Genomic DNA, 26,882 nt, shown 5'->3' with positions numbered 1-26,882 from the left:
GGATCCGCGAGATGCTGTCACGATCGGCAGAGGTTGGCACGATCTCTGCGGGCCGTGCGATGACCGGCGGACGTTGTCGCGATCGGCAGAGGCTGTCACGATCAGCACAGGTTGCCGCGATCTGCGGGTCGTGCGATGACCGGCGGACATTGTCGCGATCGACACAGCTTGGCACGATCAGCACACCGAATCGCCGGATCCCTGTGCTGATCGTCACATGGTGTGCTGATCGTCACGGCGCCGGCCGAGCCGAGATCGTGCGCCGGGCCGGAAGCCCAACCGCTGGCAGCTTCGGTGCTGGTCGGGCTGACCTCATGCCCGGCGGGGAGGCCGCGTCATATCCGGCGGGGAGGGCCCGTCCTATTCAGTGGAGAGACGGGTAGGGATGTCAGATCCCCGGCGTACGATCGGCCCGTGACCTTCTCCGGCTCGATCACGACACCCATGGGTGTGCTCGCCGTGCACAGCGACGGCTCGGCGATCCGGCGGGTGCATTGGCCGCGACCCGGGCAGTCGGCGCCGGCAGAGCCCGGCACGTCGTCCGATGCCGAGCGGGATCCGCTGCTCGCCGAGGCCCTCGACCAGCTCGGCGCCTACTTCGCGGGGGCGCGGGCCGCGTTCGATCTGCCGTTCGACCTCGGCCCGCAGTCCGATGTCACGAACGCCGTACTGCACGCGCTCTACGATACGGTCCTGCACGGCGAGACCGTGACCTACGGCGAGCTCGCCGAGCGCAGCGGCACGTCGGTGCCGGCCCGCGCGATCGGATCCATCATGGGAGCGAACCCGATCCCGATCATCGTGCCTTGCCATCGCGTGGTCGCGAGCGACGGCCTCGGCGGCTACTCCGGCGGTGCGCCCGGCGAAGGGCTCCTCACCAAGCGCTGGCTGCTCGAGCATGAGGGGGCGCTGCCGCAGGCGCTGTTCTGAGCCGGATCCGATTCGCGTCGGCATCCGTTCCGCGATGGATTCGGCTGTGGAGAACTCTTCCCTTCATCGAAGATTTGTTCTAAACTGGAGGTATGGACCAGCCCCTCGATCATTACCTTCGCCGCAGTGCGGAGATCGTCGGGGAGTGCGCGGAACTGGGCCGCGAGATCGCTCGGCTGCACGCATGCCAGACCGCCCTCGCCCACGAGCGGGTGGCGCTGCTGCTCGATGAGATCCGCCCCGGATCCGACGGGTTCGACGCGGCTGAGCGGTCGATGATCAGTGAGCTGTCCGCGGGAGTGCACCTGTCCCGCTACGCCGCCGCAAAGCTCCTCGCCACCGGGCATACCCTGCACGAACGATTCCCCGTCACCTGCGCGGCGCTCGAGTCGGGGGAGGTCTCGCTCGGTCACGTCGAGGCGATCCTCGAAGCCGCCGCAGACATCCCCCATGACGACGCTGGCGGGCTGGCCGATTACGAGGCGGAGGTCGTGCCGTTCGCGACTGCCGAATCCCGGGCGCGCACGAAGGCCTTCGCCGAGACTGTGGCCGCGGCTGTCGCTCCGGTCGCCCTGACCGAGGCGCATCGACGCGCCCATGATGATCGCGCTGTCAGCGTGACCGACGACGGCGCTGGGCAGGCCACGATGCACGCGACCGGCCCGGCGGCGCTCATCCACGCCGCATTCGACCTGCTCACGCAGGAAGGCCGTGTCATTCTCGACGCCGCCAAGCAGGATGGCGCCGCCGAAGACGTGCGACGGCTGGATCAGGTGCGCTTCGACCGGTTCCTGCTGAAGATCCTCACCGGCCGCATCGCCGACGACGCCGACCCCCTCGACCGTGTCCATGCCACGGTTCACATCACGGTCGCAGAGACCACTCTTTCCGGCCACGATGACCGGATGGCGGAACTCGACGGACGCGGGCCGATGGATCCCGACCTCGCCCGCCGCTTCGCCGCCGCCGCGTATGCCTGGGAACGCCTCGAGATCGACACGCGCGGCCGGGTGGTCCGCACCAGCCCCTATCGGCCTACCGAGGCCATGAAGAGACACCTCCGCGCCCGGGATCGGACCTGCCGGTTCCTGAACTGCCGGATGCCCGCCCGGCGATGTCAGATCGACCACAACCACGACTACGCCCGTGGCGGCCCCACCGATCCCGTGAACCTCGCGTGCTTCTGCGAGACCCACCACGCGCTCAAGCATCCCGATCTCGACCCGCGCTGGCGCTGGACCGCGCGACAGCGTCCTGGCGGCGTCATCGTCTGGACCAGTCCATCCGGCGTCGAGTACACGGATGCACCACCACCGCGCGTGATGTTCATGGATGCGGAAGAAAGCAGGGCCGAAGCCGCCTGACACCGGGCGAATCGAACCGACCGGGTCAGAAGCGGGCGGCGAGCAGCTGCGTCCGGTGCGCGACCTCCAGGCAGGCCGGCTCGAGCTGCACGCTCGTTGGTTGAACACGAGGTGTTTCCGCAGGAGGCGTCTCTGCACGAGGCGTCTCACTAGGCGCCGCTCCGGACCCGCCGCCCGGGATGGTCTCGGACACCGCGACGGCGACGGAGGCCAGTGGCTCGGCCGAGCGGAAGCGGCCGTTCATCGACCTGTCTCCGCGCCGACGCCGAACGCATGGCGGATCCGCGGCCACTCGGCACCGAACCACTCGCCCACGATGTTCGCACGATCCTCCACTGCAGCGGCGGGGAAGGCCAGTCCGCGGGTCGGCACGCTCGCGCCGAGCTCCACGAGGAGCGGACGAAGAGTCGTCTCCACCGCGAGCGCATGCGTCGGCGCCCCGATGGTGAGCACCGGCACCGCGGTGAGACCACGCAGCCCGTCGGATCCGTAGCGGTCCAGGAACGCCTTCAACAGGCCCGTGTAGGACGCCTTGTAGGTGGGGCTCGCGATGATCGCCACGTCCGCGGTCGCGACCCGGTCCAGCAGGTCGTCGAGCCGTGGCTCGGGGAAGCGGAAGAGGGCCTCCGCGACGTCGGCGAGGTCGATCGTGGCATCGATGTCGGCGCCGCTGCGCGCACTGAGCAGGGCCGCCACCTCCTCCGCGACGAGACGGGTGCGCGAAGCGGGCTGGGGGTTCCCCACCAGCACTGCGATCCGGGTCATGGGTGTGCCTCCGAGAGTGAAGTCTTGGTCAGAACGACGTCAGGTTGGCGCGCAGGCCGCCGTCGGCGTAGCCGTCGCGCAGGATGCCGCGGCGACGAAGCACCGGCACGAGCTCATCGAGGGTGCGGTGGATCGTGACCGGGTGGAGATCTCCCGAGAAGATGAGGCCGTCGTTGTCGGCATCGTCGCCGAGCGCCTGGATCACGTCGGCGATCTCCTCCGCGGTGCCGACCGTCCCACCGCGCCCGTCGGTGATGCGGCCCAGCCGTGCCTTGCCGGCCAGGATCTCTCGCAGCGGCACCCCGTCGAAAGAATCGTGGTGCCCGAGGAGACCCCGGATCGTGCCCTTCGACACGTGGTCGCCGAACGCGGCGGCCGGATCCAGAGGGCGGTCCGGATCGAACGCCGTCAGATCCGTCTCCAAGTCGCTGGACCAGGCCTCGGCGACCTCGCGAAGCGCGGCGTCACCGGGGGACAGCGACGCCTGCACGATGCGGTCGGCCTCTTCGACGCTCGCCGCGACGATCGGCTTGAACACGAACAGGATCGAGATGTCCTCCGGGGTGCGACCCTGCGCGGCCGCAGCCTCGTGCACGCGCGTGCGGTACTCCCGGATGCTCTCGACGTCGAGATTCGAGAGCGCGAGCTGGATCTCGGAGTTGCGTCCGGCGAAATCGATCCCGCGCGGCGACCCGCCGGGTGAGGCGACGATGGGATCTCCGGCCGACAGCGGCTCGGCGTTGAGCGGCCCATCGAAAGAGAAGTACTGCCCGCGGTGCTGCACGGCGCGGATCTTGGATCCGTCGGCGTACACCTGCGAGACCGGGTCGGCGATGAGCGCGTCATCGTCCCAGCTGTGCCAGAGCAGCCGCAACGCGTCCAGCCACTCCTGCGCCCTGTCGTAGGCCTGATCGTGCGGCAGCCGGTCGGTGCCGAAGTGATGGGCGCTGCCGACATCCGTGACCACGTTGAGCCCCAGGCGGTTGCCGCTGAGATGCGCGAGCGATGCGAACTGCCGCGCCGCGAGGTACGGCGGGTACGCCGCGGGATTCGCCGTCGGGATCACACCGAGGTGGCTGGTCGCCGCGAACAAGTACGGGGCAAGTGTCCAGGGGTCGTGCTTGGGGCCGCCGTACGCCTTGCGCACCCGCAGATCCAGCGTCGCGGGGGTGATGCCGACCGACAGTGCGTCCTCGATGAGGACGAAATCGAACCCGGCCTGCTCCAGGTCCCGAGCGGACTGCTGATAGATGTCGGGACGCTGCCAGGCGTAGTTCCATTCCTGGTACGGGCGGGCCCAGCCGTGCGGGCCGAAGCCGCGAGACAGGAACCAGCCGAAGTGCTGGGGACGGGTCATCTCACTCCTGCTCTCGTGAGGATCTCCGCCTCGGACGCCACGGTGAGCGCCTGATCGAGGTCGGCGATGAGGTCTTCCGGATCCTCCAGCCCGATCGACAGGCGCAGCAGTCCCTGCCCGATGCCGGCCGCGGCGAGCTCGGTCTCGTCGCGCAGCACGTGCGTCGTCGATGCCGGGTGCAGCACGAGCGAACGGGTGTCGCCGAGATGCGTCATCCGGGTGAACAGGCCCAGCGCATCCGTGAACGCGCGCGCGGCATCGCGTCCGCCGTGCACGGTGACGGAGAGGACGGCGCCGTGGCCCCGTGGGAGGTAGTGCTCGGCGAGTCGTCGCTGCGGGCTCGACGGCAGGCCGCTGTAGTCCACCGATGCGACCGCCGGGTGGCTCTCCAGCCACTGGGCGAGGCGCAGGGCCGTCGCCGACTGCCGCTGCACGCGCAGGGACAGCGTTTCGATGCCCTGCAGGATCAGGAAGGCGTTGAACGGAGAGGGCGTGGGACCGTAGCGCATCGCGACGTGCCTGACCTGCTCCAGGAACGCGCCCGCTCCCGAGCGCTCGACCCGGGTCAGCCCGTCCGCCCCGTGGTCGACGGCGAGCTGTGGGTACCGGGTGGCCTGGGCATCCCAGGGAAAGCGTCCGCCGTCGACGATGACACCGCCGAGCACGGTGCCGTGACCGGCGAGGAACTTGCTCGCCGAGTGCACCACGACGTCCGCGCCGTGCTCGATCGGACGCAGCAGGTAGGGCGTCGCCAGCGTGTTGTCGACGATGAGGGGGATCCCATGCCGGCGGGCGATCGCGGCGACCCCGGCGACGTCGAGCAGTTCGTTCTTCGGGTTCGCGATCGATTCGGCGAACAGTGCGCGGGTCTCCGGCCGGATCCCGGCCTCCCAGGCGGCGAGGTCGTTCAGCTCCGAGACGAACGAGGTGTGCACGCCCAGGCGGGAGAGATCGTCGCGCAGAAGCTCTCGGGTGCCCTCATAGATGCTCGGCGAGGCGAGGATGTGATCGCCCGCGGAGACGAGGGACAGGAGCGTGACCGCCACGGCCGCTTGCCCACTGCCCAGCAGGAGGGCTCCGGCACCGGACTCCAGATCGGCGATGCGACGTTCTGCAGCGGCATTCGTGGGATTCGACACCCGGGTATATGAGAACCCGTCCGCGGACCCTGCGAACCGTGCGTGCGCCTCGTCGAAGTCCTCGAACACGAAACCTGCGCTGAGGTGGATCGGCGTGGCACGCGGCCGATGCGGATCAGCGGAGTCGGCGCCCGCGTGCAGCTGCCTGGTCGCGAAGCCGAGGACGGCGGGGCGGGTCATCGCGTCTCCGCAAGCACGCGGTCGTCCGCGACGGCGGGGGTGCGGACGGCGAGGAAGGTGGTGTGCCGGCGCAGGGCGAACCCCAGGCGCTCGTAGACGCGGATGGCTCCGACGTTCGTCGCCGCCGCGTGCAGCAGCGCCTTGTCCCCGCGCCGCTGGATGTGGAAGGCGACATCGAGGACGAGCCGCGAGGCGATTCCCTGACCGCGGTGCTCGGCATCCGTCGAGACCGCGCTGATCTCCGTCCAGCCCCGCGGATGCAGTCGCTCCCCGGCCATCGCGATAAGGCGTCCGCCACGGCGGATCCCGATGTAGCGGCCCAGCTCGACCGTGCGAGGTCGGAAGGGACCCGGCTGGTTCCGCTCGACGAGGGCGAGCATCTCGGTCACGTCGTCAGCTCCCAGCTCGATCGCCTCGTCGTCCGGGACCGGCCGCAGCGCGTCGGTCTGCACGAGCTGCACCCCATCGCCACGGCCGAGTTCTTCCCATCCCTCCGGGAGAACGGGATCAGCAGCCGAGATGCCGATCTCCTGCCCGGGGCCGACCAGCTCGATCAGGGCCTGCCACACGTTCGGGTCCTCCCAGGTGCGCACCGCGACGAAGGGGGCGACGTCGGACGGATACCGGCGCACCAGGTCGCCGCCGAGCGCGAACGCGGCGTGCGGGCCGGTCAGTGCATGCCACGCCGGGTTGTCGAGCACGTGGTCGCCCGAGGTTGTGGATGCCATGACGCGGATCCCTCTCCTGCATTCGATGGGTCAGGGACACCCACAGTAGGTACCGCGTGGTGCTCTCGGCGAGGGCTGCAGCCGACTGTGTCGCCCGGTGACACGAAGCGACGCCGCGTGACGGAGCACGACGGTTCTTGACCGTCTGCATCAGCACGTGACCCCTGCTCGCGACCGGTGCCGTGGCCGATGGAAGCATCGCTCGAACCGGGGCCCTCATGGCCCTGCAGAATCCCCGGATCCGTTCTGTGCAGCGCGAAAGGAGCACCCCATGTCGACAGCGAATTCGTCTCGATCGGCGGTTGCGCGCTACCTCGCGTCGAGACTCGGCCAGGCAGTGATCGTGCTCTGGGCCGCGTACACGGTGTCGTTCCTCGTGCTCTACGCGCTGCCCAGCGATCCGGTCGCGCTCAAGACCGGCGGCGACGCCAGCGACATCACCCCGGAGCAGCTCGCCGCGCTGAAGGTGAAGTACGGGCTCGATCGGCCCCTCCTCGTGCAGTACGTGCTGCGCCTGGGCCACGCGCTCACGGGCGACCTGGGCACGTCGATCGACACGGGGCGACCCGTCTCGCAGGTGATCGGCGAGGCGATCCCGCCCACGCTGCAGCTCGCGGGCCTCGGCTTCGCCATCGCCGTGCTCACCGGCGCCGCGCTCGCCGTGGTCGCGACGTTTGTGCGCAGCCGTGCGCTGTCGACCTTCCTGCTCGGACTGCCGCCGCTCGGCGTCGCCATTCCGGCGTTCTGGTTCGGACTGATCCTCATCCAGCTGTTCTCGTTCCAGCTGCCGCTGTTCCCCGCGATGGGAGACCGCGGCTTCCCCTCGCTCGTACTCCCGTCCGTCGCCCTCGCCCTGCCGACCGGAGCGATGATCGCCCAGCTGCTGTCGAAGAGCCTGGCGGCCGCGCTGCGCGAGCCCTACGTCGACACTGCCCTCGCCAAGGGGGCAGGCCCCATCCGTATCCATCTGCGCCACGCGCTGCGCAACGCGGCGCTGCCGGCGCTGACGGTGACCGGGCTCATCGTCGGCCAGCTGCTCAGCGGCACGGTCGTCACCGAGACGGTCTTCTCCCGTCCGGGGATCGGCCGCGTCACCGCGACGGCCGTGCAGCAGCAGGACATCCCCGTGGTCCAGGGCGTGGTGCTCTTCGCCGCTGTCGTCTTCGTCACCGTGAATCTCGTCGTGGATCTGATCTATCCGCTCCTGGATCCGCGGATCGAGCTGACATCGGTGCCGCGCCGCCGGCGTCGCCCGCGCGCCGCGACCCCCACCACGACCCCCGCTCCCGCCGAGTCGACCTCGGTCGACATCGACGCCGTCCTGGAGGAAGTCCGATGAGCGACACGATCGCCCTGCTGCCCGAGGGCACACAGCACCCCGCGGACGGCTTCGGCGGGACGGCGGCGAACCGCTTCGACGACGCGGTCGCAGAGCGCGTCGCGCACGGCGGGGGAGATGCCTCCGCCCCGAGCGCGTGGAGCTGGTTCGCGCGCCGCCCGGCGGCTGCGGTCTCGCTGCTGTGGCTCGTCGCCGTGATCCTCGCCGCGCTGGCACCCGCGCTGCTCGCTCCGGGCGATCCGCTCGCGGGCGTCCCGGCCGAGCACCTTCAGGGCCCCTCCGTCGCACACTGGTTCGGCACCGATCAGATCGGGCGAGACCTCTACACCAGGGTCGTGCACGGCACCTCGCTGACGATCAGCGCCGCGTCGCTGGCCGTGGCCGTGGGGGTGATCGCGGGCTCCGCGATCGGCCTGCTGAGCGGATTCGCCGGCGGCAGGACCGACGCCGTCCTGATGCGGATCGCCGACGTGCTCCTGGCGATCCCGAGCCTGCTGCTCTCGCTCGCGGTCATCACGGCGCTGGGCTTCGGCACCGTCAACGTCGCGATCGCAGTCGGCACGGCCAGCGTCGCCTCCGTGTCGCGCATCATGCGCGCCGAGGTCATCAAGGTGCGCAGCTCCGCCTACGTCGAGGCCGCACGCGCCTCGGGGAACAGCTGGATCCGGGTGCTCCTGCGACACGTGCTGCCGAACTCGACCGGACCGGTCATCGCCCTCGGCGTGCTCGAGCTCGGGGGCGCGATCCTCGCCGTCTCCGCGCTGAGCTTCCTCGGGTACGGCGCCCCCGCGCCCGCCCCCGAATGGGGCGCCCTCGTGTCCGGCGGCCGCGACTTCCTCCGCAACGCCTGGTGGCTCACCACCTTCCCGGGGTTCGTGATCGCCCTCACCGTGCTGGCCGCGAATCGGCTCGCGCGGGCGCTCGACACCGAACGGACGGATGCCTCATGAACGCGCAGACGCCTCTGCTGGAGATCGAGTCCCTGTCCGTGACATACCGCACGACACGCGGACGCGTCGATGCGGTGCGGGACGTGAGCCTGTCGGTCGCGCACGGCGAGACCGTCGCGATCGTCGGCGAATCCGGATCCGGCAAGTCCACGACCGTGCACGCGGTGATCCGCTTGCTGCCCGGTGCGGCCCGCATCGCCTCGGGTGCCATCCGCTTCGACGGGACCGATCTGGCCACCGTGTCGAACCCCGCCCTGCGCTCGGTGCGCGGTCGCCGGATCGGGTTCGTGCCGCAGGACCCCGCGGTGAGCCTCAACCCGGTGCAGCGGATCGGCACGCAGGTGGCGGAGGTGCTGCGCGTGCACGGGCTCGCCGATCGGCAGGGCGCCGCGGAGCGCGCCGTGCAGGCGCTGGAGCGCGCCGGCCTGCCGGATGCCGCACTGCGCGCCCGGCAGTATCCACACGAGCTGTCCGGAGGGATGCGGCAGCGTGTCCTCATCGCGATCGCGATCGCCGCCGATCCGCAGCTGATCATCGCCGACGAGCCGACGAGTGCGCTCGACGTCACCGTGCAGCGGCAGATCCTGGACCACCTGGATGAGCTCAAGCGCGAACGCGGTGCGAGCCTGCTGCTCATCACGCACGATCTCGGCGTCGCCGCGGACAGGGCCGACCGCATCGTCGTCATGTCCCAGGGCCGGATCGTCGAGCAGGGCACGCCGGATCAGGTGCTGCTCGCCGCCGAGCACCCCTACACCCGTCAGCTGATTGCGGCTGCCCCCGGCCTGAACGCGCGCCACGAACCCGAGATCGCCCCTGCTTCATCGCCCCTCGTGCTGCGCGGGCGTCCCGGCGATCCCTTCGCCGCCCGGGACTCGGGAGTACCGCCGACCAGCCCGGCCATCGCCGAGCCCGTACTGGAAGTCGACGCGCTCGTGAAGGAGTTCGCGGTGCCCGGGACGGGCGGGGCCGTGCAGCGCGCCGTGGACGGCGTCGGCTTCCGGATCGAACGCGGCCAGACGCTCGCCCTGGTCGGCGAGTCGGGGTCGGGCAAGACGACCACCGCCCGGCTGGCGCTGCGCCTCACCGACCCGACGTCCGGCACCGTCCGGTTCGACGGCGCCGACGTCACCGCACTCCACGGCGCGGAGCTGCGACAGCTGCGCCGCCGGGTGCAGCTCGTGCAGCAGAACCCCTACGCCGCGCTGAATCCGCGACTGACCATCGAGCGCATCATCAGCGACCCGCTGATCGCGTACCGCCTCGGAGATCGGACCCAGCGCCGCGCCCGCGCCGCGGAACTCGTCGACGTCGTCGCACTGCCTTCCTCGGTGCTGCAGCGCAAGCCATCGGAGCTGTCCGGCGGGCAACGGCAGCGCGTCGCGATCGCCCGCGCGCTCGCGATCTCGCCCGAGCTCATCGTTCTGGACGAGCCCGTCTCCGCCCTCGACGTGTCGATCCAGCACCAGATCCTCACGCTGCTCAGCACCATCCAGCGCGAATTCGGCCTCAGCTACCTCTTCATCTCGCACGACCTCGCCGTGGTCCGGCAGATCGCGCACACCGTCGGCGTCATGCAGCGCGGTCGCATCGTCGAGTCCGGCACCGCGCGGGAGATCTTCGACCACCCGCGCACCGAGTACACCCGCACCCTGCTCGACGCGATCCCCGGCGGCCTGCGGATCGCCCTCTGACCATCTCCCACCCGATTCCCCTCCGTCCTGCACCGGACCGCACCCCCACCAAGGAGCCACCATGAACCCGACCCGAACCGCGTCGCGCCCCCGCGCCGCCCTGCGCCTGCGAACCACGGCGCTCGCCTCGATCGCCGTCATCGCCGGCCTCGCCCTCAGCGCCTGCTCGGCCGCCGCACCCGCCGCCGCGCCGACGAGCGCTGGAGCGAAGCCGGTCGACGGCGGCGCGCTCACGTTCGCGATCGCCAACGACCCGATCTCGCTGAACCCCTCCGGGATCGGATCCGGCAACGACACCTGGTACGTCACGCGGCAGCTGGTCGACTCCCTGCTCTACCAGGATCCCGACACCGGGAAGCTCGAGCCGTGGCTCGCCACCTCGTACAAGAGCAACGCCGACGCCACGTCGTTCACCTTCGAGCTGCGCCACGGCGTCACCTTCTCCGACGGCACGCCCTTCACGGCCGCCAACGTCAAGGCCACCTTCGACGACATCCAGACCGCGGGGGCGCTGACGCAGACCACGAGCAACTTCGTCGGCTACAAGGAGACCAAGGTCATCGACGACGACACCGTCGAGGTCGACTTCAGCACCCCGAACGCCGCGTTCCCCAACTCGACCGCGAGCGTCGGCCTCGGCATCGTCGGCAACGCCACCCTCGCCGTGCCCTTCGCCAACCGTGCCGACGGCAAGGCCATCGTCGGCACCGGCCCGTTCACGCTCGACAGCTACACCAAGAACGTCTCGACCGTGCTCGCCGCCCGCAAGAACTACGCCTGGGCGCCCCAGCCGCTCGGGAACACCGGGCGCGCCCACCTGGATACTGTGACCTTCCAGGTGGCGCCCGAGGCGGGCGTGCGCACCGGCAGCCTGACCAGCGGCCAGGTCGACGTCATCGGCGGCGTCCAGCCCACCGACGTCCAGACGCTTCAGGGTTCGGGCTACCCGCTGATCTCCCGCGGCAATCCGGGCATCAGCTTCGGGCTCTCCTTCAACCTCGCCCGCCCTGTCGTCTCGGACATCGCCGTGCGGGAGGCGATCGCCGCCGCGATCGACCCGACCGTCGTGCGGGACACGTCACTGAACAAGCTCTTCGCGGTCGCCACGAGCACGCTGGCGAAGAACACGCCCTCCTGGGCCGACGAGAGCAAGCACTTCTCCTACGACCCGAAGCACGCCGGGACGCTCCTCGACAAGGCGGGCTGGACCAAGGGCGCGAACGGGATCCGCACCAAGGGCGGCACCCCGCTGACCCTGCAGCTGGCGTGGATCACGAACTTCGGGCCGAACCAGACCTCGCTCGAGCTGATCCAGCAGCAGCTCAAGAAGGTCGGCATCGACGTGGTCCTCTCCGGCAGCACCGTGCCCGAGTTCCTCGCGAAGCAGGCGTCGGGCGACTTCGACATCGTGTGGGGCAACCTCTCTCGCGCCGACGGCGATGTGCTGCGCACGCAGTACTCCAAGGCCACCACGAAGCTGCACATCGACGACCCCGAGCTCGAGACGCTGCTGCAGGGGCAGCTGGCGGCGGGCAACCCCGCCGCGCGCGACAAGATCCTCGCCGAGGCGCAGGCGCGCATCGCGGCGCAGTACTACCAGATCCCGGTGCACGAGCTCACCTCGATCCTGTCGACCCAGTCCACCGTGCACGGCATCAGGCTCGGAGCGGACTCACGCCTGGACTCGCTGGTCTCCGCCTGGAAGGACGCCCGCTGATGAGCACCGCGACCATTGTCTCCGCCGGCTTCACCCTGGCCGGGAACTACCCCGAGGCCGATCCCACGGCAGGACTCGAGGACACGCTGCGGCTGTTCGAGTTCGCCGAAGAGATCGGTCTGCAGGTGGCCGGAATCCGCCAGCGCCATCTCGAGCGCGGCGTCTCGTCGGCGCTGACCTTCCTCGCCGCAGCCACGCAGCGCACCGAGCGGATCCGCCTGGAGACGGCGGTGGTGCCGCTCGGCTACGAGACGCCGTTCCGCCTCGCTGAGGACTTCGGCACGGTCGATGCCCTGTCGAACGGGCGGCTGAACGTCGGAGTCAGTTCGTCCGCGCCGCACGGGGCGCTGCTGCGACACCTCGGCCGCATCGAGGACGACGGCGACGTCGACGCCTACGTCCTGATCGGACGCTTCCTCGAGGCGCTGGAAGGCCATGCGCTCGGCGCAGACATCCCCACGCCGTACGGCCCGCAGACCCCGCGGGTGCAGCCGCACATCGCCGGCCTCCGGGACAGGGTGTGGCTCGGCGGCGGCTCCGCCCGCTCGGTGCGCTGGGCCGCCGACCAGGGGCTCAAGCTCCTGCTCGGGAACATCACCGCCGCGGCGGGAGCCGCCTCCTTCGAGGACGCGCAGCGCGCCCACATCGACGACTACCACGCGCACTTCGCCGGTCCCGGCACGGGATCGGTCGGCGTCGAACGGGTGATCCTGCCGGTCGACAGCGCCACGGCCGACCAGCGCGCGCGGTACACGGCGTTCGCGGAGAGCAGGCAGGCGCGCACCGAGCAGCCCACGAACGGACACGTGTTCCAGCGGGATCTGTTCGGCACCGCCGAGGAGATCGTCGAGCGGCTCGCCGCCGACCCCGCGATCGACGGCCTCACGGAGCTGCGCATCGCCCTGCCGTACGCACTGTCGCTCGACGACTACCGCCAGATCCTCTCCGACATCCGCCACGCGGTCCTGCCCCGGCTCGGCTGGGTGCCGGCCGCCGCGGCGCTCGCCTCGGCCGCCGCCTAGCGGATCCGCCCTCGACCGTCCCCCCCCGACCGCCTCAGACACATCGACCGTCCCAGACAAGGAGCACATCATGAGTTCACGACTTCGCGTCGGCGTCGCCCTCGAGGGCGCCGGCTGGCACCCTGCCGCCTGGCGGGAGCCGTCATCGCGGCCCGCCGAGCTGTTCACCCCCCGGTACTGGACCGACCTCGTCCGCACCGCGGAGGACGGGCTCCTCGACTTCGTCACGATCGAGGACTCCCTCGCGCTGCAGTCCTCGGATCCCGTCCGCGGGGACGAACGCACCGACGAGGTGCGCGGACGCCTGGACGCCCTGCTGATCGCCTCTCGTGTGGCGCCCGTCACCTCTCGCATCGGGCTGATCCCGACGGTGACGACCACGCACACGGAGCCCTTCCACGTGTCCACGGGCGTCGCCACGCTCGACTACACGAGCGAAGGGCGAGCCGGGTGGCAGGTGAAGGTCTCGGGACGCGCCGATGAGGCCGCCCACTTCGGTCGCCGGGCCCACCCCGGCGACCAGATCGGCTGGGGCGACCCCGCCTTCGACGGCCTGGTCGGCGAACTCTTCGATGAGGCGGCCGACCACGTCGAGGTCGTTCGGAGGCTCTGGGACAGCTGGGAGGACGACGCCGAGATCCGCGACGTCGTGACCGACCGGTTCCTCGACGCGGACAAGGTGCACGAGATCGACTTCGAGGGCCGCTGGTTCAGCGTGCGAGGGCCGTCGATCACCCCGCGCCCGCCCCAGGGCCAGCCGGTCGTCGCCGCGCTCGCGCACGCCGAGGTGCCCTACCGGCTGGCCGCGCGGTCGGCCGACCTCGTCTTCGTCACCCCGGCCGACGCCGCGCACGCGGAGGGGATCCTGACAGAGGTCGCCGCCGTTGCGGACGGCCGCGGGGGAGAGCCCCTCCAGGTCTTCGCCGATCTCGTGGTGTTCCTCGACGATCCGGACGGGGAATCCGCCGCGGATCGACTCCGGCGTCTCGACGCGCTCGGCCGTCCGCTCGCGAGCGACGCGCGCGTCTTCACCGGCTCCGTATCCGAACTCGCCGACCTCGTCGCCCAGCTCGGCGTCCTCGGATATGCCGGGGTGCGCCTGCGCCCCGGGGTGCTGACCGACGACCTGCCCCGCATCGCCGGCGCGTTCGCCGCGGAGCTGCGCGCACGCGGGCTCTTCCACGACGCCTACGAGGCGGAGACCCTGCGCGGGCTGCTCGGCCTGCCGGAGCACGTCCCCAGTCGCTACGCCGGCGTCTGACCGATCAGAGATCAGAGGAGAACGACCATGACCACGAGAGCACGCAAGCAGATCATCCTCGCCGCGTACGTCGGCGGAGTCAACGAGCACACGCTCTGGGAGCACCCGGATGCGGGCAGCCAGATCGACTTCTCGACCTTCCGTCACGTCGCGCAGACCGCGGAGCGCGGGCGTTTCGACTACTTCTTCCTGGCGGAGGGGCTCGCCCTGCGCGCCAGGGCAGGCCGCATCTTCGACCACGACATCGCGGGACGCCCCGACACGCTCGCCGTGCTCGCGGCGCTGGCCGCGGTGACCGACCACATCGGCCTGGTGGGCACGCTGAACGCGACGTTCAACGAGCCGTACGAGCTCGCCCGCCAGATCGCCAGCCTGGACCACCTGTCGGGCGGCCGGGCCGGATGGAACGTCGTCACCTCGTTCGACGCGTTCACCGGGGCGAACTTCCGCCGTGGCGGCTTCCTTCCGCACAGCGAACGCTATGTACGCGCGGAGGAGACCGTCGCGGCCGTCCGCCGACTGTGGGACTCGTGGGCGGAGGAGGCGATCGTCGCGGACAAGGCCGAGGGGGTCTTTCTCGCCGACGCCGACGCCGGCGCGTTCGCCCAGTCCACCACGCAGTTCGACATCGCGGGCCGCTTCACCGTGCCGCGCAGCCCGCAGGGCCGTCCGGTCATCGTGCAGGCGGGGGTCTCGCCGCAGGGTCGCGACTTCGCGGCCGCGACCGCGGATGCGATCTTCTCGCCCTACTCGTCGCTGCCCGAGGGCAAGGCCTTCTACGCGGACATCCGGGAGCGCGCCGCCCGTTTCGGTCGCGGACCGGACGAGATCAAGATCCTGCCTGCGGCGGGATTCGTGATCGGGGACTCGGCGAAGGACGCGGAGGAGAAGGCGCGCCACATCCTCGAGCAGCAGCTGACCGACAAGACCATCCAGGTGACGTTCGAGCAGGTGTGGAATCGCGACCTGTCGGCCTACGACCTCGACGGACCGCTTCCGGACGTGGATCCGGACCCCGAAGCGCCCTCGATCATCCAGGGCCGTGCGTTCGTGTTCCAGGACCGGTTCGAGACGGTGCGCACCTGGCGCGAGCTCGCCGACGAGCGCGGTCTCACGTTCCGCGGGCTCGCGCGTGAGATCAGCCGTGGCCCCGGATACGTCGGCACCGCCGCGGAGATCGCGGACCAGCTCGACACGTTCGTGCAGGAGGACGGCGGCGACGGCGTGGTCCTCGGATCCCACCTCGTCCCGTCCGGCCTCGACGAGTTCGTCGACCAGGTCGTGCCGCTGCTGCAGGAGCGCGGTTCGCTGCGCAGCGAGTACGACGTCACGACGCTGCGCGCGAACCTGCGCCTGCCGTTGCCGGCGCGCGACGACGCCCTGGTCTCCGCAGCGACGGAGACGGCACGATGACGCTCCCTGCCGCGGTCGAGACGGCATCCGCGCAGACGGCGGACGCATTCGCGCAGGAGTGGGAGGACTGGCACGAAACGCATGAGGAGCGCCGTGCCGACCCGCACGGGTTCCTCGCCGTCAGCGGCCTGTTCTGGCTGACGGCGGAACCGCTCCGCTTCCCCGGCCTGCCCGGCGAGTGGTTCACCGGCGTCACCGGGCCCGTCGTGGTCGTCGCGGACGGCGAGGCGCTCACGGTGGACGGCGCCGAGGTCACGGGCACGCACGCGTTCGGCCCCCTCGCGGAGCGCGACGGCGTGACGGTCGGTTTCGAGGGAGGCGTCGTCGAAGTCGCCAAGCGCGGCGGACGGGACATCCTGCGGCCGCGCCGCCCCGACTTCCCGTTCCTGTCCGCCTACACGGGGACAGCCGCATTCCCGCCCGACCCGCGCTGGCAGATCCCGGGCCGGTTCGTCCGGTTCGTCGCGCCGCGGGCGATCGAGGTCGGTGCAGCCGTCGACGGCATCAGCCACGTGTACGACTCCCCGGGCTACGTCGAGTTCCTCGTCGACGACGAGCCGTTCCGGCTGCTCGCGTTCGACGGGCACCGGACCGGTTCGCTGTTCGCGTTGTTCACCGATGCGACCAGCGGCGTCACCACGTACGCCGCGAACCGGACCGTGTCGTTCGAGGTGGCCGAGGGATCCGAAACGACGGTGATCGACTTCAATCGTGCGACGAACCTGCCGTGCGCCTACACCGACTTCGCCACCTGCCCGCTGCCTCCTGCCGAGAACAGGCTCCGCGTCGCGGTGACCGCGGGGGAGCGGACGCCGGACCGACGGGTGCACGGCGAGGTCTCCGCCGAGGGCCTGATCCCCCGGGCCGACTCGCTCTGAGCGCCCGACCTCGAGCGCTCAAGACTCAGCGCCGCCCGCGGATCCGCGGGCGGCGCTGAGTGCTGTGATGGGCGTCGGCAGGCTACGTCGCGTCGGAGGTCTCCGCCGGCGCGATGTCCAGGCCGAACGCCAGAAGCTCGAGGAACACCCCTGGCTCGACCTCGATGCTCTGCTCGCGCTCGTACAGCCTGCGGAAGCCGAGCTTCGTATAGAGCGAGTGTGCACCCGTCATCTCCGGCCCGCTGTTCATGACCACTCGCTCGGCCCGCCGTTCGACGGCGAGAGCGATGACATGTCGGGTGAGAGCCTCTCCGATGCCGCGTCCGCGTGCTGCGGGGGCGACGGCGAGCTGGCGGAAATCGAGTTCGCCGTCGCGGGCCACCTCCGACAGATGCGCACCGGGGCGCGGGACCCAGACGCTGCCGACGATCACATCCGCCTCCAGCGCGACCCAGATGTCTCCCAGCGCCGCACGCGCGGCCACGTCGCGCAGCGACTGGAGGTACGCGGCCGACAGCTCGGAATAGCTCGAGACGTAGGCGTCCTCGGTGAGGCGCCCGACGATTCCGTACTCGTCGGGCGCGGCGAGCCGGATAGCGAGGGCCGTCGCTGTCGGGCTCATCGCCCGCGCGCCGTCTCGAGGACCCGGGGCGCGCTGCTCTCGAATCCCCATGCGTCGGCGAGCAGCGCGAACGAGCGCGCGCGATCCTCGGGGTCGTGCGTGATCGTGGTGAGCAGCAGCTCGTCGGCGCCCGTCACCCGCTGGAGGGTGTCGAGACGTTCCACGACGGTCTCCGCGTCGCCGACGAAGCGCGTGTCCAGACGGTCGCCGACCACGTCGAGAAGATCCGCGGGGTACGGCGCCACGAGCGCATCGTCGGGGTGCGGGTAGGCGATCGCGCCCTGGCCCGCACGGATGCTGTGCACCCATTCGGCGTACCCGCGGCCGATGCGTTCCGCGTCGGCCGCCGTGTCCGCGACCAGCACGTCGGCCGAGACGATCACGCGCGGCTCGGCGAGCGCGCCGGGCCGGAACGCGCGCCGATAGGCCTGCACGGCGTCGAGCACGAAGCTGCCCGCGACGTGGAAGTTGGCGCCGAACGGCAGCCCGAGGCGCCCGGCGAGCTCTGCGCTGATGCCCGCGGTGCTGCCGTGCAGCCACACCTGGATGTCCTGTCCCTCGGCCGGTGTCGCATGGATCGGCACGCCCTCCGGCGCGAGGTAGGTGCCCGCGATGAGGGCGAGGATGTCGTGCACGTCCTGTTCGAACCGATCGGCGTCACCCGCGGTGCGGCGCAGCAGGCGCGCCTGCGCGGCGAACCGGGCGGAGTCGAAGGCGAACGGCTTGGCGGTCGGAAGCAGCAGGCCATCGACGATGCGGGCCTCCGCAGGGGCCGATGCGATCGGCGCCGAGGGGTGCGATGTGGATCCGGATCGGCCGATCCCGAGGTCGAAGCGTCCGGGGTGGAGGGCGGCCACGACGCCGGCGGCCTCCACCACCTGGAGGGCCGCGTAGTTGCCGATGATGGTCGCGGCGGTGCCGATCCTGATGTGGTCGGTCGCGGCGGCGATGGCCGCGAGCAGCACGTGCGGGGCGGCGCCGGCGACGCCGGGGTTCAGGTGGTGCTCGGCGAGCCAGAAGCGGTGGTAGCCGAGTCTTTCCGCGGTCTGCGCGAGCGCGATCGTGTCGCGGAGGCCCTGGCCCGCGGTCGATCCTTCGCCGAACGGGGAGAGCTCGAGGATGCTGAGCGGTGCACGGTTGGTCATATGTTCGTCTTTCTCGGATGCGGATACACGGAAAGGTGCGGGCCGGCGTCTGCCGCCGGCCCGCACCTCGGATTCAGGACTTGGGAAGCCCCGGCGGGTTGATCTCGGAGGTCGTGATCCCCTCCGAGTCGAGCCCCCACCCCTTGAGCACCTGGGCATACTTCCCGTTCGCGATGAGCTCGTTGAGCACGATGTTGACGGGCTCGATGAGTCCGTTGCCCTTCGCGGTGCCTGCCGCGATCGCGGCCGCCTGCGGCCACCCGCCCGGGACGATGCCCACGAGCTTGGTGGCGCCGGTCTCCCTGGCCGCCCACGCGGAGGAGGCGTTCGGGCCGAAGGTGGCATCGACGCGACCCGACTGCAGCGCGAGGGTCGCGGCCGCGTTGTCGTCGTAGTACTGCAGGTCGGCCGGTGCCTTGCCCGCGCTCTTGAGCTCCTCGTTCCACTTCAGGAGCACCTGCTCCTGGTTGGTGCCGGATCCGACGACGATCTTCAGGCCGGAGATGTCCGCGGCCTTCTGGATCTTGGAGATCGTGCTGTCGGACTTCACGTAGAAGCCGAGCAGATCCTGACGGTAGCTGGCGAAGTCGAAGAGCTCCTTGCGCGCCTCGGTGACCGTCACGTTCGAGGTGATGAGGTCGTACTTGCCGGACTGGATCCCCAGGGGCCAGTCGGCCCAGGCGACGACCACCGGGTTGTAGGTCAGGCCGAGTCCCTGCGCGATCAGGCTGCCGATGTTCGGCTCGGTGCCGGCGGGCAGGGTCTTGCCGTCCGGGACGTAGCTGAGCGGCGGCACGAAGGCACCCACGGCGACGGTGAGCTTGCCCGGCTCGACGGGGTGGAAGCCGCTCTTCTTGAGAGCCTCGACGGCCTTCGGGACGACGTCGCCCTCGACCCACTTCACGTCGTCGGCCGAGACCTTCGCCGCGCTCTTCGTGGGCTTCGGTGTGCTGTCGGCAGCGGTCGCTGCCGCCGGCTGGTTGAGGGCGACGACGGCGCCGACGGCGACGATCGCGGCGACCGCGACGGCGGCGATGCCGACCACCGCGCCCTGCTTCTTGCTGAGTGCCATGCTGTGTTTCTCCTTGTGATGAGGGGCCTTGCGATGATGCGGCCGTGCCGCGTTCGGGTCGTGCGGGTCAGTTCAGGACCTTGGCCAGGAACTCCCGGGTTCGTGGATGCTTCGGGTGGTCCAGGACGTCGGAGGGGCGCCCTTCCTCGATCACGGTCCCGTGGTCGAGGAAGACGACGCGGTCGGCGACCTGGCGGGCGAAGCCGATCTCGTGGGTGACGATGATGAGCGTGGTGCCGAACCGGGCGAGGTCGCTGATGACCTCGAGCACCTCGCCGACGAGCTCTGGATCCAGCGCACTGGTCGGCTCGTCGAACAGCAGCACCTTGGGCTTCAGGGCGAGTGCGCGGGCGATCGCCACGCGCTGCTGCTGGCCTCCGGAGAGCTGCCGGGGGTAGGCGTCGGCCTTGTCGGCGAGGCCGACGCGATCGAGCAGGCCGAGGGCGAGCTCTCTGGCGTCCGAGGCACCCAGGCGCTTGAGAGCGATCGGCGCCTCGACGATGTTCTCCAGCGCGGTGAGATGCGGGAACAGGTTGAAGTGCTGGAAGACGATTCCCACCTGCGTGCGGCGCCGCAGGATCTCCCGCTCGTGCAGCTCATGGAGCTTCTCACCGCGCAGCTCGTAGCCGATCAGCTCGCCGTCGACCGTGACCGATCCGCGATCCACGCTCTCCAGGTGGTTGATGGTGCGCAGCAGGGTCGACTTGCCGGAGCCGCTCGGGCCGAGCAGTGCGATGACCTCGCCGGGCTGCACGGTGAGATCGATCCCCGACAGCACCTCGACCCCGCCGAAGCTCTTGTGGACGTTGTGGATCTCGACGAGTCCGCTGGTGGCGGTCTCCGCGCTGATGGTGCTCATGCGCTCGCCTTTCCGGTGGAGCGGATGGCGGCACCGGCCGGTGTCGGATCATCGCCGAGCCGGGCCCATTGCGAACCGACCCAGCGCCGGGCCTGCTGCAGAGGGGTGGGCGGCAGCGCCCGTGCGGAGCCGCGGGCGAAGTGCCGCTCGATGTAGAACTGGGCGATGCTGAGGATCGTCGTGATGATCGTGTACCAGACCACCGCGACCAGGAGCAGGGGGATGACGCGGCTGTTGCGGTTGTAGATGACCTGCACCGCGTAGAACAGCTCAGGGATCGCGATCACGAAGACGACGGACGCGCCCTTGACGAGGCCGATGACCTCGTTCGTCGCGTTCGGGACGATCGAGCGCGCCGCCTGCGGGAGGATGATCCGGAACAGCCGCCGGCCCGCCGGGATGCCGAGGGCGGCCGCCGCCTCGGCCTGGCGCTGATCGACCGAGAGCAGGCCGCCGCGGATGATCTCGGCCGAGTACGCGGCCTGGTGCAGTCCGAGGCCCAGGATCGCCGCGGCGAACGCGCTGACCAGCTGGACGGTGGGGAACTCGACGATCCAGAAGTCGGTCGTGAACGGGGTGCCCAGGCCCAGCGTCGGGTACAGGTAGCCGAGGTTGTACCAGACGATGATCTGCACGACCAGCGGCACCGAGCGGAAGAACCAGATGTACGCCCACGCGGCGGAGCTGAGCAGCGGGGACCTCGACAGCCGTCCCAGCGCGATGATCGTGCCGAGCACGAAGCCGACGATCGCCGAGACGGCGGTGATCGCGAGCGTGTACCCGATGCCGATGAGCACGGGGCCCGAGAAGAAGTACTCGGCGAACGTCCCCCACTCGTAGCGGCTGTTCGTGACGAGGCTCCAGCCGAACTGCGCGACGACGAAGAGGATGAGCGCCGCGAACGTCCAGCGCCACCAGTGGCGGGTGTGCACCACGGGGACGGCACTGATGTCGACCCTGTTCCGAGCCAGGCCCTTCGGCTGGTCCGGCCCGTGGTCGACCGAGCGGCCGAGAGGCGGTGCGGCGGTGTCGGTCATGATGCTCCCTCGTGGTTCCTCAGTGCAGCGGGTGCTGCGTGAAGTCACGGTATGAGCGCCCTCGGCTGCCTCCACAGCCGGGATTCACACGCGGCAACCGGCTGATATGCGACGCAACCGGCTGATACGCGGCGTAATGGAAGGATTCCCCGCGTCACCGACGCACGGACGACCACGGGGCGCCGGTCCTGGTCGGATCGGCGCCCCGTCGGGTCATCGGCTCAGGCGTTGCGGAGGATGTGATCGGTGACGCGCGTCGAGAAGTGCAGTGCGTCCACCGGGATGCGCTCGTCCGCGGCGTGGAACTCCCCGAAAACGTCGAAGTCGGCCGGAACCCGCAGCGGCACGAAGCCGTACCCGTGGATGCCCAGCTGCGCCAGGTGCTTGTTGTCGGTGCTCGCCGGCAGCAGATAGGGCACGACGAGGCCGTCGGGATCCTCGGTCGCGATCGCGTCCTGGAGCACCTCCAGCAGCGGGGAGTCGATCGGCGATTCGATCGCAGGCACCGGACGACCCCACGAGAGATCCACGTCGTCTCCGACGAGCACGGCGAGCTCCTCCTGCAAGGAGGCGTCCGCTCCCGGCAGCGCACGGATGTCGAGCCGTGCCGTGGCCTCGGCGGGGATCACGTTGGTCTTGCCGCCGGCGCTGAGCACCGTCGGCGAGACCGTGTTGCGGGCGGAGGACGTGACGATCGAGGAGACGAAACCGAGCCCGGCGAGCTGCCCGTCCAGTCCCTCGTCGGTGAACCGGATCCCGCGGTGCTCGCCGAACACCTGAAGGAACCGCTTCAGGGCGGGGGTCGCAACAACCGGGAAGCGATGCGCGCCCACGGCCGCGACGGCGCGCGACAGGCGCACCACCGCGTTGTCGGGTGTCGGGCGCGACCCGTGGGCGGCGTGCCCGCGCGCTGTGAGGGTGGCCCAGGTGACGCCCTTCTCGGCGGTGGCCACGAGGTAGGCCCGCCGGTCGTCGGTGAGCGGGATCGAGAACCCGCCGACCTCGCTGATCGCCTCCGTGGCGCCGGAGAAGAGCTCGGGTCGATGCCGCACGATCCAGCGTGCTCCCCAGACGCCGCCCGCCTCCTCGTCCGCGAAGAACGCGAAGACGAGGTCCCTGCGGGGCACGACGCCCGCTCTGAGGTACGACCGCGCGAGGGCCAGGATCGTCCCCGCGTAGTTCTTCATGTCGACGGCGCCGCGCCCGTAGAGGATGCCGTCGTGGATCTCCGCGCCGAACGGCGGATGGGTCCAGTCCGCTTCCACCACGGGCACGACGTCGAGATGCGCGTGCACCACGAGCGCCCCGGCGTCCGGATCCGCCCCGGCCAGCCGGGCGACGACACTCGCCCGGCCGGGTCGCGGCTCGACCAGGTCGACGTGATAGCCGACCTCCTCGAGCTTCTGCTTCACGAACAAAGCCGCCCGGGTCTCGCCGTCGCCGATCGTGGCGTCGTCACCGGTGTTGACGCTGTCGATGCGGATGAGGTCGCGGATGAGTTCGAGGGCCTCCGCCTCGACCGGTGACGGGACCGTCATCGCGCGCCCGCGCCCGCGCCCGCGCCCGCGTGCTCGTGTCCGTGCTCGACGCGCGCGTCGCCGGCGAGCTTGAACGCGAGCCTGCCGTGCGCATAACCGCCGCCTGCGCGGATGGCGGTCGCGACCCAGGCGGCCTCGGCGAGCTCCGCCTCGGTGGCGCCCGCACGCACTGCGTTCTGCGCGTGCCCGTCGATGCAGTACGCGCACTGCGTCGTGATCCCGACCGCGAGGGCGATCAGCTCGCGGAACTTCAGCGGGATGGCCCGCCCCTCCGCGGCGAAGACCGCCTGGTCGAATGCGGCGAACGCGGCGAGGATGTCGGGTGTCTCGCTCTTGTAGACGCGGGTGAAGGTCTTGTCTGCGGTGCGATCGAAGTAGTCCGACACGTGCTCTCCTCGGAGTCCAGGCCGCGCAAGGGCACGGCGCGCCCTCACGGTAATCGGGGTGCGGGACTGTTTCGAAGCACGCCGTCATCGGGCGTCTCACGGCGACATCGAGGACGGATTGTTCCGCCGCATGTCGCCGGGTTTCGGTCGCGATCCGCGCCGCGCGACGCGGGCGGAGACTCGTCGCATGACGGATCCGATCCCCTCTGCCGCCGTGCGTCGCCCGCCGGTGCTCGAGCAGATATGGGCGCAGCTCCTGCCGGAGCTCTCCCGCCCCGCGACGCCCGCGCGCACGCCCGAACCGCGGCTCATCGTGCTCGACGAGGAGATCGCCGACGAGCTCGACCTCGATCCCGGCTGGCTGCGGTCGGACGACGGAGTGCGCTTCCTCACCGGCGAGGCGCGAGCCGCGGGAGCGGTTCCGGTCGCCCAGGTCTACGCGGGCCACCAATGGGGCGAGTTCCGGCCGATCCTCGGCGACGGCCGGGCCGCCCTCCTCGGCGAGCGACGGGACCGCCGGGGCCTCCTGCGCGACCTGCACCTCAAGGGCATCGGGCCGACGTCGATGTCGCGCGTCGACGGCTTCGCGACGATCGGGCCGATGCTTCGCGAGTTCCTTTTGAGCGAGGCGATGCACGCGCTCGCCATCCCCACGACGCGAGCGCTCGCGGTGGTCTCGACGGGCGCCCCTCGCGACCGCGACGGGCAGGTGCTGCCGGGGGCGGTGCTCGCCCGCACGGCCAGGAGCCACGTGCGCTTCGGATCGTTCGAGTACGCCCGCGCGCAGCGGGATCCTGGCCTGCTCCGGCGCCTCGCCGATCACGTCATCGCCCGAAGCCACCCGCGGGCCGCGCACGCCGAGCAGCCCTATCGAGCGCTGCTCGGGGAGATCGTCGAATCGACGGCCGCGCTCACGGCCGACTGGATGCGCGTCGGGTTCGTCCACGGGGTGCTCAGCACCGACAACGTCCTGGTCTCCGCCGAGACCATCGACTACGGCCCCTGCGCCTTCCTGGATGCGTACGAGCCCGGCGCGTACTTCAGCTCGATCGACGCGTTCGGTCGTTACGCCTACGACCGGCAGCCCGCGATCATGCAGTGGAATCTGGAACGTCTCGCCGAGTCGATCGCGCCGCTGCTCGACGACGACCCGGCGACCGGCGAGCGGACCGCCGCGGAGCTCGTCGCCTCCTTCGACGGCCGGTACCGCGCGCACCGGTCCCTGGCCTTCCGCCGGAAGCTCGGTCTCGACGAGAGTGCGGACCGGGTGGAGGTCGATCAGCTGACCGAGCGGGCCCTCGCGATCCTCGCCGAACGGGCGGTCGACTTCACGGGATTCTGGCGGGATCTCGCCGCCGCCGCAGCCGGCGACGAGCGGCCCGTCCGCGGTCGGTTCCTCGGTCCGGTGCCCGAGCTCGATGCGTGGTTGCGCCGCTGGCTCGCCCTCGGCCCGGACGATGCGCTGATCCGCCGCACCAACCCGGTCTACATCCCGCGCAACCACCTCGTCGATGAGGCGCTCGCCGCGGCGGTCGCGGGCGATGTCGCGCCGTTCACGCAGTTGCGGGGGCTGCTCCGTGCGCCGTTCGTCGAGCGCGCAGGTCACGAGAGCCGGCGCTTCGCCCGGCCCGCGCCCGGAGGCGCTCCGAGGCACCGCACCTACTGCGGCACCTGACCGGGGACGTCATTCGATCCGGGACGGCTCCCCGAGGGCGTGCCAGGTGCGGCTCACGTACACCAGCGGCGTGGCGGCCGCTTCGCTCTCGGACGGCTCGGGGAGCTCGGCATCGAGCGCGTGCACGACCACCAGCGTGGACGTGCCCGCCCGCAGGCGGTGCAGGACGCGCCCGCGGATCCACGTGCGGGCCGCGGGGAAGTAGGGCTCTCCCGTGTCCAGGCGGCTCCAGATCGCGCGATCCGCGAACCGGTCGATGCCGCTGGTCGCGCCCAGCTTCGCCAGGCCGAGCTGCGCAGAGGACAGCAGGTGGACGATGAGCGTGTCCGCACTGTTGAGCGTGGTCGACGCTGACGACTGATCGGAGATGGAGAACACCAGCAGGGGCGGATCGGCGCTGACCGAGGACACGCTGGTGGCCGTCAACGCGACTGGTCCGGCGCCTGCCTCGGCGGTGACCAGCGCGACGCCCGCAGGGTGCTCCCGGAACGCTCGTCTGAACTCCTCTGCGGAGAGCGCCTCCACTCCGTCGAGGCCGCGCTCCTCACGTCGGTGGCCCTCCGCGCTCTGCGGCCGGTCGATCTGCTGAGTCGTCATGCCGGACCCCTGCTTCTGCTCGAGACGATGCGGCGGCGCACGGCGGGTGCCGGCGTCGTGGCGCCCAGCCTGCCGTCGTGACGTCGCGCGGAACGCCTCTGTTTCGCCAGGTGCAGAACTGTTGCGCGCCATGACGTCGGGTGACGACATCCGCTGCCGAGCGGACGTCCGCGATCTAGCGTCACGGTGAGATGAGCACAGCCGAGGGCGACGCGGAAGGAGAGGGATCATGGTGACCGGTGAGTGGTATTCCGAGCTGGCGGACGATACGTTCGCGGGACTCTCGTCCGCCTCGTTGTCCCCCGATCCGCTGCTCGACGACCTCGGATCCGAGAGCCTCGGCTCCTACGTCTTCGCGCAGGACTGGCAGCGATGGCATGACGACCTCGACGAGCGCCGGCGGGATCCGAACGGGCCTCTCGCGTACACGGGACTGCACTGGCTGGGGGCACGCCCGCAGCGCGTGCCGAAGGTGCCCGGATCCTTCCGCGCGGTTCGCGGATCCGTGCTCCTCTCCCTCGACCCCGAGGAGCATGTGCGATACGCCGGCGTCGACCTCTTCGGCGAGACCCGCATCGATCCGGGCGAGAACGGCACCCTGGAGTTCGCCGGCGGCGCAGCTGAGTTCGCCAGGCTCGGCGGCCATGCGGTGCTGCGCAGCCGGCTGCAGCCGAGCCCGTTCCTGGAGAGTTTCGAGGGCACCCCCGCGTTCCGCCCGAACGAGGCATGGGTGATCCTCGCCGTCTTCCATGCGGATCCGCGCGAGTACGAGGTCGACGCTGCGGTAGGGGACTTCCTGCATCTGCTGCAGTCTCCCGGCACGCTGCGTTTCACGGTCGGCGGACGGGTGCACGAGCTCGCCGTCTTCGAAAGCGTGTCCGGCAACGGCTGGCGCCTGCCGTTCACCGACGCCACCTCAGGCCGCGAGACGACCGTCTGGGGCCGAGACGTCGTCGTGAGTCCGGTCTCGGACGGAGAGACGGTGACGATCGACTTCACCCGCGCCAGCAACCTGCCGTGCGCTTACAGCGACATGACGACGTGCGCGTTGGCGCCCCTCGGAAACCGGATCCGGATGCGGATCACCGCGGGCGAGAAGACGCCCCGCGTGCGCCTCATCGCGGGAGCCGATGGACCGATCGTCGTCACCCCGCAGCCTGACGTCTGACGATCCGCGTGCAGGGCCGGCGCCCGCCTGAAACAGGCGGGCGCCG

24 protein-coding genes are annotated in these 26,882 nt (G+C 70.7%); 12 read left to right on the top strand and 12 right to left on the bottom strand.

Annotated features, from left to right (window positions below):
• Positions 1–414 precede the first annotated feature (414 nt).
• Both ACFWCK_RS03470 and ACFWCK_RS03465 read left to right on the top strand, forming a co-directional pair.
• Complete coding sequence (locus ACFWCK_RS03470) at positions 415–930, top strand: methylated-DNA--[protein]-cysteine S-methyltransferase (protein ID WP_378804555.1); 516 nt, start codon at positions 415–417, stop codon at positions 928–930.
• Between the two features lie 92 nt (positions 931–1,022).
• The gene (locus ACFWCK_RS03465; RefSeq protein WP_378804553.1) at positions 1,023–2,294 is read left to right on the top strand and encodes a DUF222 domain-containing protein; all 1,272 of its coding nucleotides are present in this window, start codon (positions 1,023–1,025) and stop codon (positions 2,292–2,294) included.
• 240 nt (positions 2,295–2,534) lie between these two features.
• On the opposite strand, the gene ACFWCK_RS03460 is transcribed toward ACFWCK_RS03465, so the two are convergent.
• From ACFWCK_RS03460 to ACFWCK_RS03445, 4 genes are read right to left on the bottom strand one after another with little or no spacing between them, the layout of a single operon-like run.
• Positions 2,535–3,059, bottom strand: coding sequence for an NADPH-dependent FMN reductase (locus ACFWCK_RS03460; RefSeq protein WP_378804552.1), 525 nt, complete (start codon positions 3,057–3,059; stop codon positions 2,535–2,537).
• A gap of 28 nt (positions 3,060–3,087) precedes the next feature.
• On the bottom strand, positions 3,088–4,416 hold the full coding sequence (locus tag ACFWCK_RS03455; RefSeq protein ID WP_378804551.1) for an NtaA/DmoA family FMN-dependent monooxygenase: 1,329 nt from the start codon (positions 4,414–4,416) through the stop codon (positions 3,088–3,090).
• The gene (locus ACFWCK_RS03450; RefSeq protein ID WP_378804550.1) at positions 4,413–5,735 is read right to left on the bottom strand and encodes an O-acetylhomoserine aminocarboxypropyltransferase/cysteine synthase family protein; all 1,323 of its coding nucleotides are present in this window, start codon (positions 5,733–5,735) and stop codon (positions 4,413–4,415) included. The genes ACFWCK_RS03455 and ACFWCK_RS03450 overlap by 4 nt, the downstream gene beginning before the upstream one ends.
• A complete protein-coding gene (locus ACFWCK_RS03445; protein ID WP_378804548.1) occupies positions 5,732–6,463 on the bottom strand; it encodes a GNAT family N-acetyltransferase in 732 nt (243 codons plus the stop codon). Before ACFWCK_RS03445 ends, ACFWCK_RS03450 begins: the two co-directional genes overlap by 4 nt.
• Positions 6,464–6,734: 271 nt before the next feature.
• Here ACFWCK_RS03445 and ACFWCK_RS03440 point away from each other — a divergent pair, with 271 nt between their 5' ends.
• The 8 genes from ACFWCK_RS03440 (at position 6,735) to ACFWCK_RS03405 (ending at position 16,737) form a co-directional block, all read left to right on the top strand.
• Positions 6,735–7,802 (top strand): ABC transporter permease, encoded by a 1,068-nt coding sequence (locus tag ACFWCK_RS03440; RefSeq protein ID WP_378804547.1) that lies wholly within the window; start codon positions 6,735–6,737, stop codon positions 7,800–7,802.
• Complete coding sequence (locus tag ACFWCK_RS03435; protein WP_378804546.1) at positions 7,799–8,752, top strand: ABC transporter permease; 954 nt, start codon at positions 7,799–7,801, stop codon at positions 8,750–8,752. Before ACFWCK_RS03440 ends, ACFWCK_RS03435 begins: the two co-directional genes overlap by 4 nt.
• Positions 8,749–10,446, top strand: a complete 1,698-nt coding sequence (locus ACFWCK_RS03430) for a dipeptide ABC transporter ATP-binding protein (protein ID WP_378804545.1) — start codon at positions 8,749–8,751, stop codon at positions 10,444–10,446. Before ACFWCK_RS03435 ends, ACFWCK_RS03430 begins: the two co-directional genes overlap by 4 nt.
• Before the next feature lie 61 nt (positions 10,447–10,507).
• Positions 10,508–12,163 carry an ABC transporter substrate-binding protein gene (locus ACFWCK_RS03425; protein WP_378804544.1) on the top strand — a complete coding sequence of 552 codons (1,656 nt, stop codon included), beginning with the start codon at positions 10,508–10,510 and terminating at the stop codon, positions 12,161–12,163.
• On the top strand, positions 12,163–13,185 hold the full coding sequence (locus ACFWCK_RS03420) for an LLM class flavin-dependent oxidoreductase (protein WP_378804543.1): 1,023 nt from the start codon (positions 12,163–12,165) through the stop codon (positions 13,183–13,185). The genes ACFWCK_RS03425 and ACFWCK_RS03420 overlap by 1 nt, the downstream gene beginning before the upstream one ends.
• Positions 13,186–13,255: 70 nt before the next feature.
• Positions 13,256–14,446, top strand: coding sequence for an LLM class flavin-dependent oxidoreductase (locus ACFWCK_RS03415; RefSeq protein ID WP_378804542.1), 1,191 nt, complete (start codon positions 13,256–13,258; stop codon positions 14,444–14,446).
• A 27-nt stretch (positions 14,447–14,473) separates the two neighbouring features.
• Positions 14,474–15,859: an NtaA/DmoA family FMN-dependent monooxygenase gene (locus ACFWCK_RS03410; protein ID WP_378804541.1), complete on the top strand. Its 1,386-nt coding sequence runs from the start codon at positions 14,474–14,476 to the stop codon at positions 15,857–15,859.
• Positions 15,856–16,737 (top strand): DUF1684 domain-containing protein, encoded by an 882-nt coding sequence (locus ACFWCK_RS03405; protein ID WP_378804540.1) that lies wholly within the window; start codon positions 15,856–15,858, stop codon positions 16,735–16,737. Before ACFWCK_RS03410 ends, ACFWCK_RS03405 begins: the two co-directional genes overlap by 4 nt.
• Before the next feature lie 82 nt (positions 16,738–16,819).
• Here the strand turns inward: ACFWCK_RS03405 and ACFWCK_RS03400 are convergent, their stop codons facing one another.
• The 7 genes from ACFWCK_RS03400 to ACFWCK_RS03370 all read right to left on the bottom strand — a co-directional run bounded on the left by ACFWCK_RS03400 (position 16,820) and on the right by ACFWCK_RS03370 (position 23,396).
• Positions 16,820–17,359 carry a GNAT family N-acetyltransferase gene (locus tag ACFWCK_RS03400; RefSeq protein ID WP_378804539.1) on the bottom strand — a complete coding sequence of 180 codons (540 nt, stop codon included), beginning with the start codon at positions 17,357–17,359 and terminating at the stop codon, positions 16,820–16,822.
• Positions 17,356–18,504 (bottom strand): LLM class flavin-dependent oxidoreductase, encoded by a 1,149-nt coding sequence (locus tag ACFWCK_RS03395; RefSeq protein WP_378804538.1) that lies wholly within the window; start codon positions 18,502–18,504, stop codon positions 17,356–17,358. The genes ACFWCK_RS03400 and ACFWCK_RS03395 overlap by 4 nt, the downstream gene beginning before the upstream one ends.
• A gap of 73 nt (positions 18,505–18,577) precedes the next feature.
• On the bottom strand, positions 18,578–19,576 hold the full coding sequence (locus tag ACFWCK_RS03390) for an ABC transporter substrate-binding protein (RefSeq protein ID WP_378804537.1): 999 nt from the start codon (positions 19,574–19,576) through the stop codon (positions 18,578–18,580).
• Positions 19,577–19,643: 67 nt separating this feature from the next.
• The gene (locus tag ACFWCK_RS03385; RefSeq protein WP_378804536.1) at positions 19,644–20,435 is read right to left on the bottom strand and encodes an amino acid ABC transporter ATP-binding protein; all 792 of its coding nucleotides are present in this window, start codon (positions 20,433–20,435) and stop codon (positions 19,644–19,646) included.
• Complete coding sequence (locus ACFWCK_RS03380) at positions 20,432–21,472, bottom strand: amino acid ABC transporter permease (protein ID WP_378804535.1); 1,041 nt, start codon at positions 21,470–21,472, stop codon at positions 20,432–20,434. The genes ACFWCK_RS03385 and ACFWCK_RS03380 overlap by 4 nt, the downstream gene beginning before the upstream one ends.
• A gap of 221 nt (positions 21,473–21,693) precedes the next feature.
• On the bottom strand, positions 21,694–23,010 hold the full coding sequence (locus tag ACFWCK_RS03375; protein ID WP_378804534.1) for a M20/M25/M40 family metallo-hydrolase: 1,317 nt from the start codon (positions 23,008–23,010) through the stop codon (positions 21,694–21,696).
• A complete protein-coding gene (locus tag ACFWCK_RS03370; protein ID WP_378804533.1) occupies positions 23,007–23,396 on the bottom strand; it encodes a carboxymuconolactone decarboxylase family protein in 390 nt (129 codons plus the stop codon). Before ACFWCK_RS03370 ends, ACFWCK_RS03375 begins: the two co-directional genes overlap by 4 nt.
• Positions 23,397–23,583: 187 nt before the next feature.
• Between ACFWCK_RS03370 and ACFWCK_RS03365 the strand changes: the two genes are divergently transcribed.
• Positions 23,584–25,071, top strand: a complete 1,488-nt coding sequence (locus ACFWCK_RS03365; protein WP_378804531.1) for a YdiU family protein — start codon at positions 23,584–23,586, stop codon at positions 25,069–25,071.
• A gap of 9 nt (positions 25,072–25,080) precedes the next feature.
• On the opposite strand, the gene ACFWCK_RS03360 is transcribed toward ACFWCK_RS03365, so the two are convergent.
• Positions 25,081–25,668 (bottom strand): flavin reductase family protein, encoded by a 588-nt coding sequence (locus ACFWCK_RS03360; RefSeq protein WP_378804530.1) that lies wholly within the window; start codon positions 25,666–25,668, stop codon positions 25,081–25,083.
• A 229-nt stretch (positions 25,669–25,897) separates the two neighbouring features.
• Here ACFWCK_RS03360 and ACFWCK_RS03355 point away from each other — a divergent pair, with 229 nt between their 5' ends.
• Positions 25,898–26,836: a DUF1684 domain-containing protein gene (locus ACFWCK_RS03355; protein WP_378804529.1), complete on the top strand. Its 939-nt coding sequence runs from the start codon at positions 25,898–25,900 to the stop codon at positions 26,834–26,836.
• Positions 26,837–26,882 lie beyond the last annotated feature (46 nt).

The organism is Microbacterium sp. NPDC060117, assembly GCF_042729315.1.
Taxonomy (GTDB): Bacteria; Actinomycetota; Actinomycetes; order Actinomycetales; family Microbacteriaceae; genus Microbacterium.
Note: the sequence above shows the minus strand (reverse complement) of the source record. Positions and strands in the feature narration are given on the sequence as shown.

Bases quoted from the DNA above. Each gene is read 5' to 3' on its own strand.
- ACFWCK_RS03415 (WP_378804542.1), top strand. From the start codon at position 13,256: ATGAGTTCACGACTTCGCGTCGGCGTCGCCCTCGAGGGCGCCGGCTGG.
- ACFWCK_RS03405 (WP_378804540.1), top strand. From the start codon at position 15,856: ATGACGCTCCCTGCCGCGGTCGAGACGGCATCCGCGCAGACGGCGGAC.
- ACFWCK_RS03440 (WP_378804547.1), top strand. From the start codon at position 6,735: ATGTCGACAGCGAATTCGTCTCGATCGGCGGTTGCGCGCTACCTCGCG.
- ACFWCK_RS03355 (WP_378804529.1), top strand. From the start codon at position 25,898: ATGGTGACCGGTGAGTGGTATTCCGAGCTGGCGGACGATACGTTCGCG.
- ACFWCK_RS03380 (WP_378804535.1), bottom strand. From the start codon at position 21,472: ATGACCGACACCGCCGCACCGCCTCTCGGCCGCTCGGTCGACCACGGG.
- ACFWCK_RS03410 (WP_378804541.1), top strand. From the start codon at position 14,474: ATGACCACGAGAGCACGCAAGCAGATCATCCTCGCCGCGTACGTCGGC.
- ACFWCK_RS03390 (WP_378804537.1), bottom strand. From the start codon at position 19,576: ATGGCACTCAGCAAGAAGCAGGGCGCGGTGGTCGGCATCGCCGCCGTC.
- ACFWCK_RS03460 (WP_378804552.1), bottom strand. From the start codon at position 3,059: ATGACCCGGATCGCAGTGCTGGTGGGGAACCCCCAGCCCGCTTCGCGC.
- ACFWCK_RS03400 (WP_378804539.1), bottom strand. From the start codon at position 17,359: ATGAGCCCGACAGCGACGGCCCTCGCTATCCGGCTCGCCGCGCCCGAC.
- ACFWCK_RS03395 (WP_378804538.1), bottom strand. From the start codon at position 18,504: ATGACCAACCGTGCACCGCTCAGCATCCTCGAGCTCTCCCCGTTCGGC.
- ACFWCK_RS03430 (WP_378804545.1), top strand. From the start codon at position 8,749: ATGAACGCGCAGACGCCTCTGCTGGAGATCGAGTCCCTGTCCGTGACA.
- ACFWCK_RS03455 (WP_378804551.1), bottom strand. From the start codon at position 4,416: ATGACCCGTCCCCAGCACTTCGGCTGGTTCCTGTCTCGCGGCTTCGGC.
- ACFWCK_RS03360 (WP_378804530.1), bottom strand. From the start codon at position 25,668: ATGACGACTCAGCAGATCGACCGGCCGCAGAGCGCGGAGGGCCACCGA.
- ACFWCK_RS03375 (WP_378804534.1), bottom strand. From the start codon at position 23,010: ATGACGGTCCCGTCACCGGTCGAGGCGGAGGCCCTCGAACTCATCCGC.
- ACFWCK_RS03420 (WP_378804543.1), top strand. From the start codon at position 12,163: ATGAGCACCGCGACCATTGTCTCCGCCGGCTTCACCCTGGCCGGGAAC.
- ACFWCK_RS03465 (WP_378804553.1), top strand. From the start codon at position 1,023: ATGGACCAGCCCCTCGATCATTACCTTCGCCGCAGTGCGGAGATCGTC.
- ACFWCK_RS03435 (WP_378804546.1), top strand. From the start codon at position 7,799: ATGAGCGACACGATCGCCCTGCTGCCCGAGGGCACACAGCACCCCGCG.
- ACFWCK_RS03425 (WP_378804544.1), top strand. From the start codon at position 10,508: ATGAACCCGACCCGAACCGCGTCGCGCCCCCGCGCCGCCCTGCGCCTG.
- ACFWCK_RS03385 (WP_378804536.1), bottom strand. From the start codon at position 20,435: ATGAGCACCATCAGCGCGGAGACCGCCACCAGCGGACTCGTCGAGATC.
- ACFWCK_RS03365 (WP_378804531.1), top strand. From the start codon at position 23,584: ATGACGGATCCGATCCCCTCTGCCGCCGTGCGTCGCCCGCCGGTGCTC.
- ACFWCK_RS03445 (WP_378804548.1), bottom strand. From the start codon at position 6,463: ATGGCATCCACAACCTCGGGCGACCACGTGCTCGACAACCCGGCGTGG.
- ACFWCK_RS03450 (WP_378804550.1), bottom strand. From the start codon at position 5,735: ATGACCCGCCCCGCCGTCCTCGGCTTCGCGACCAGGCAGCTGCACGCG.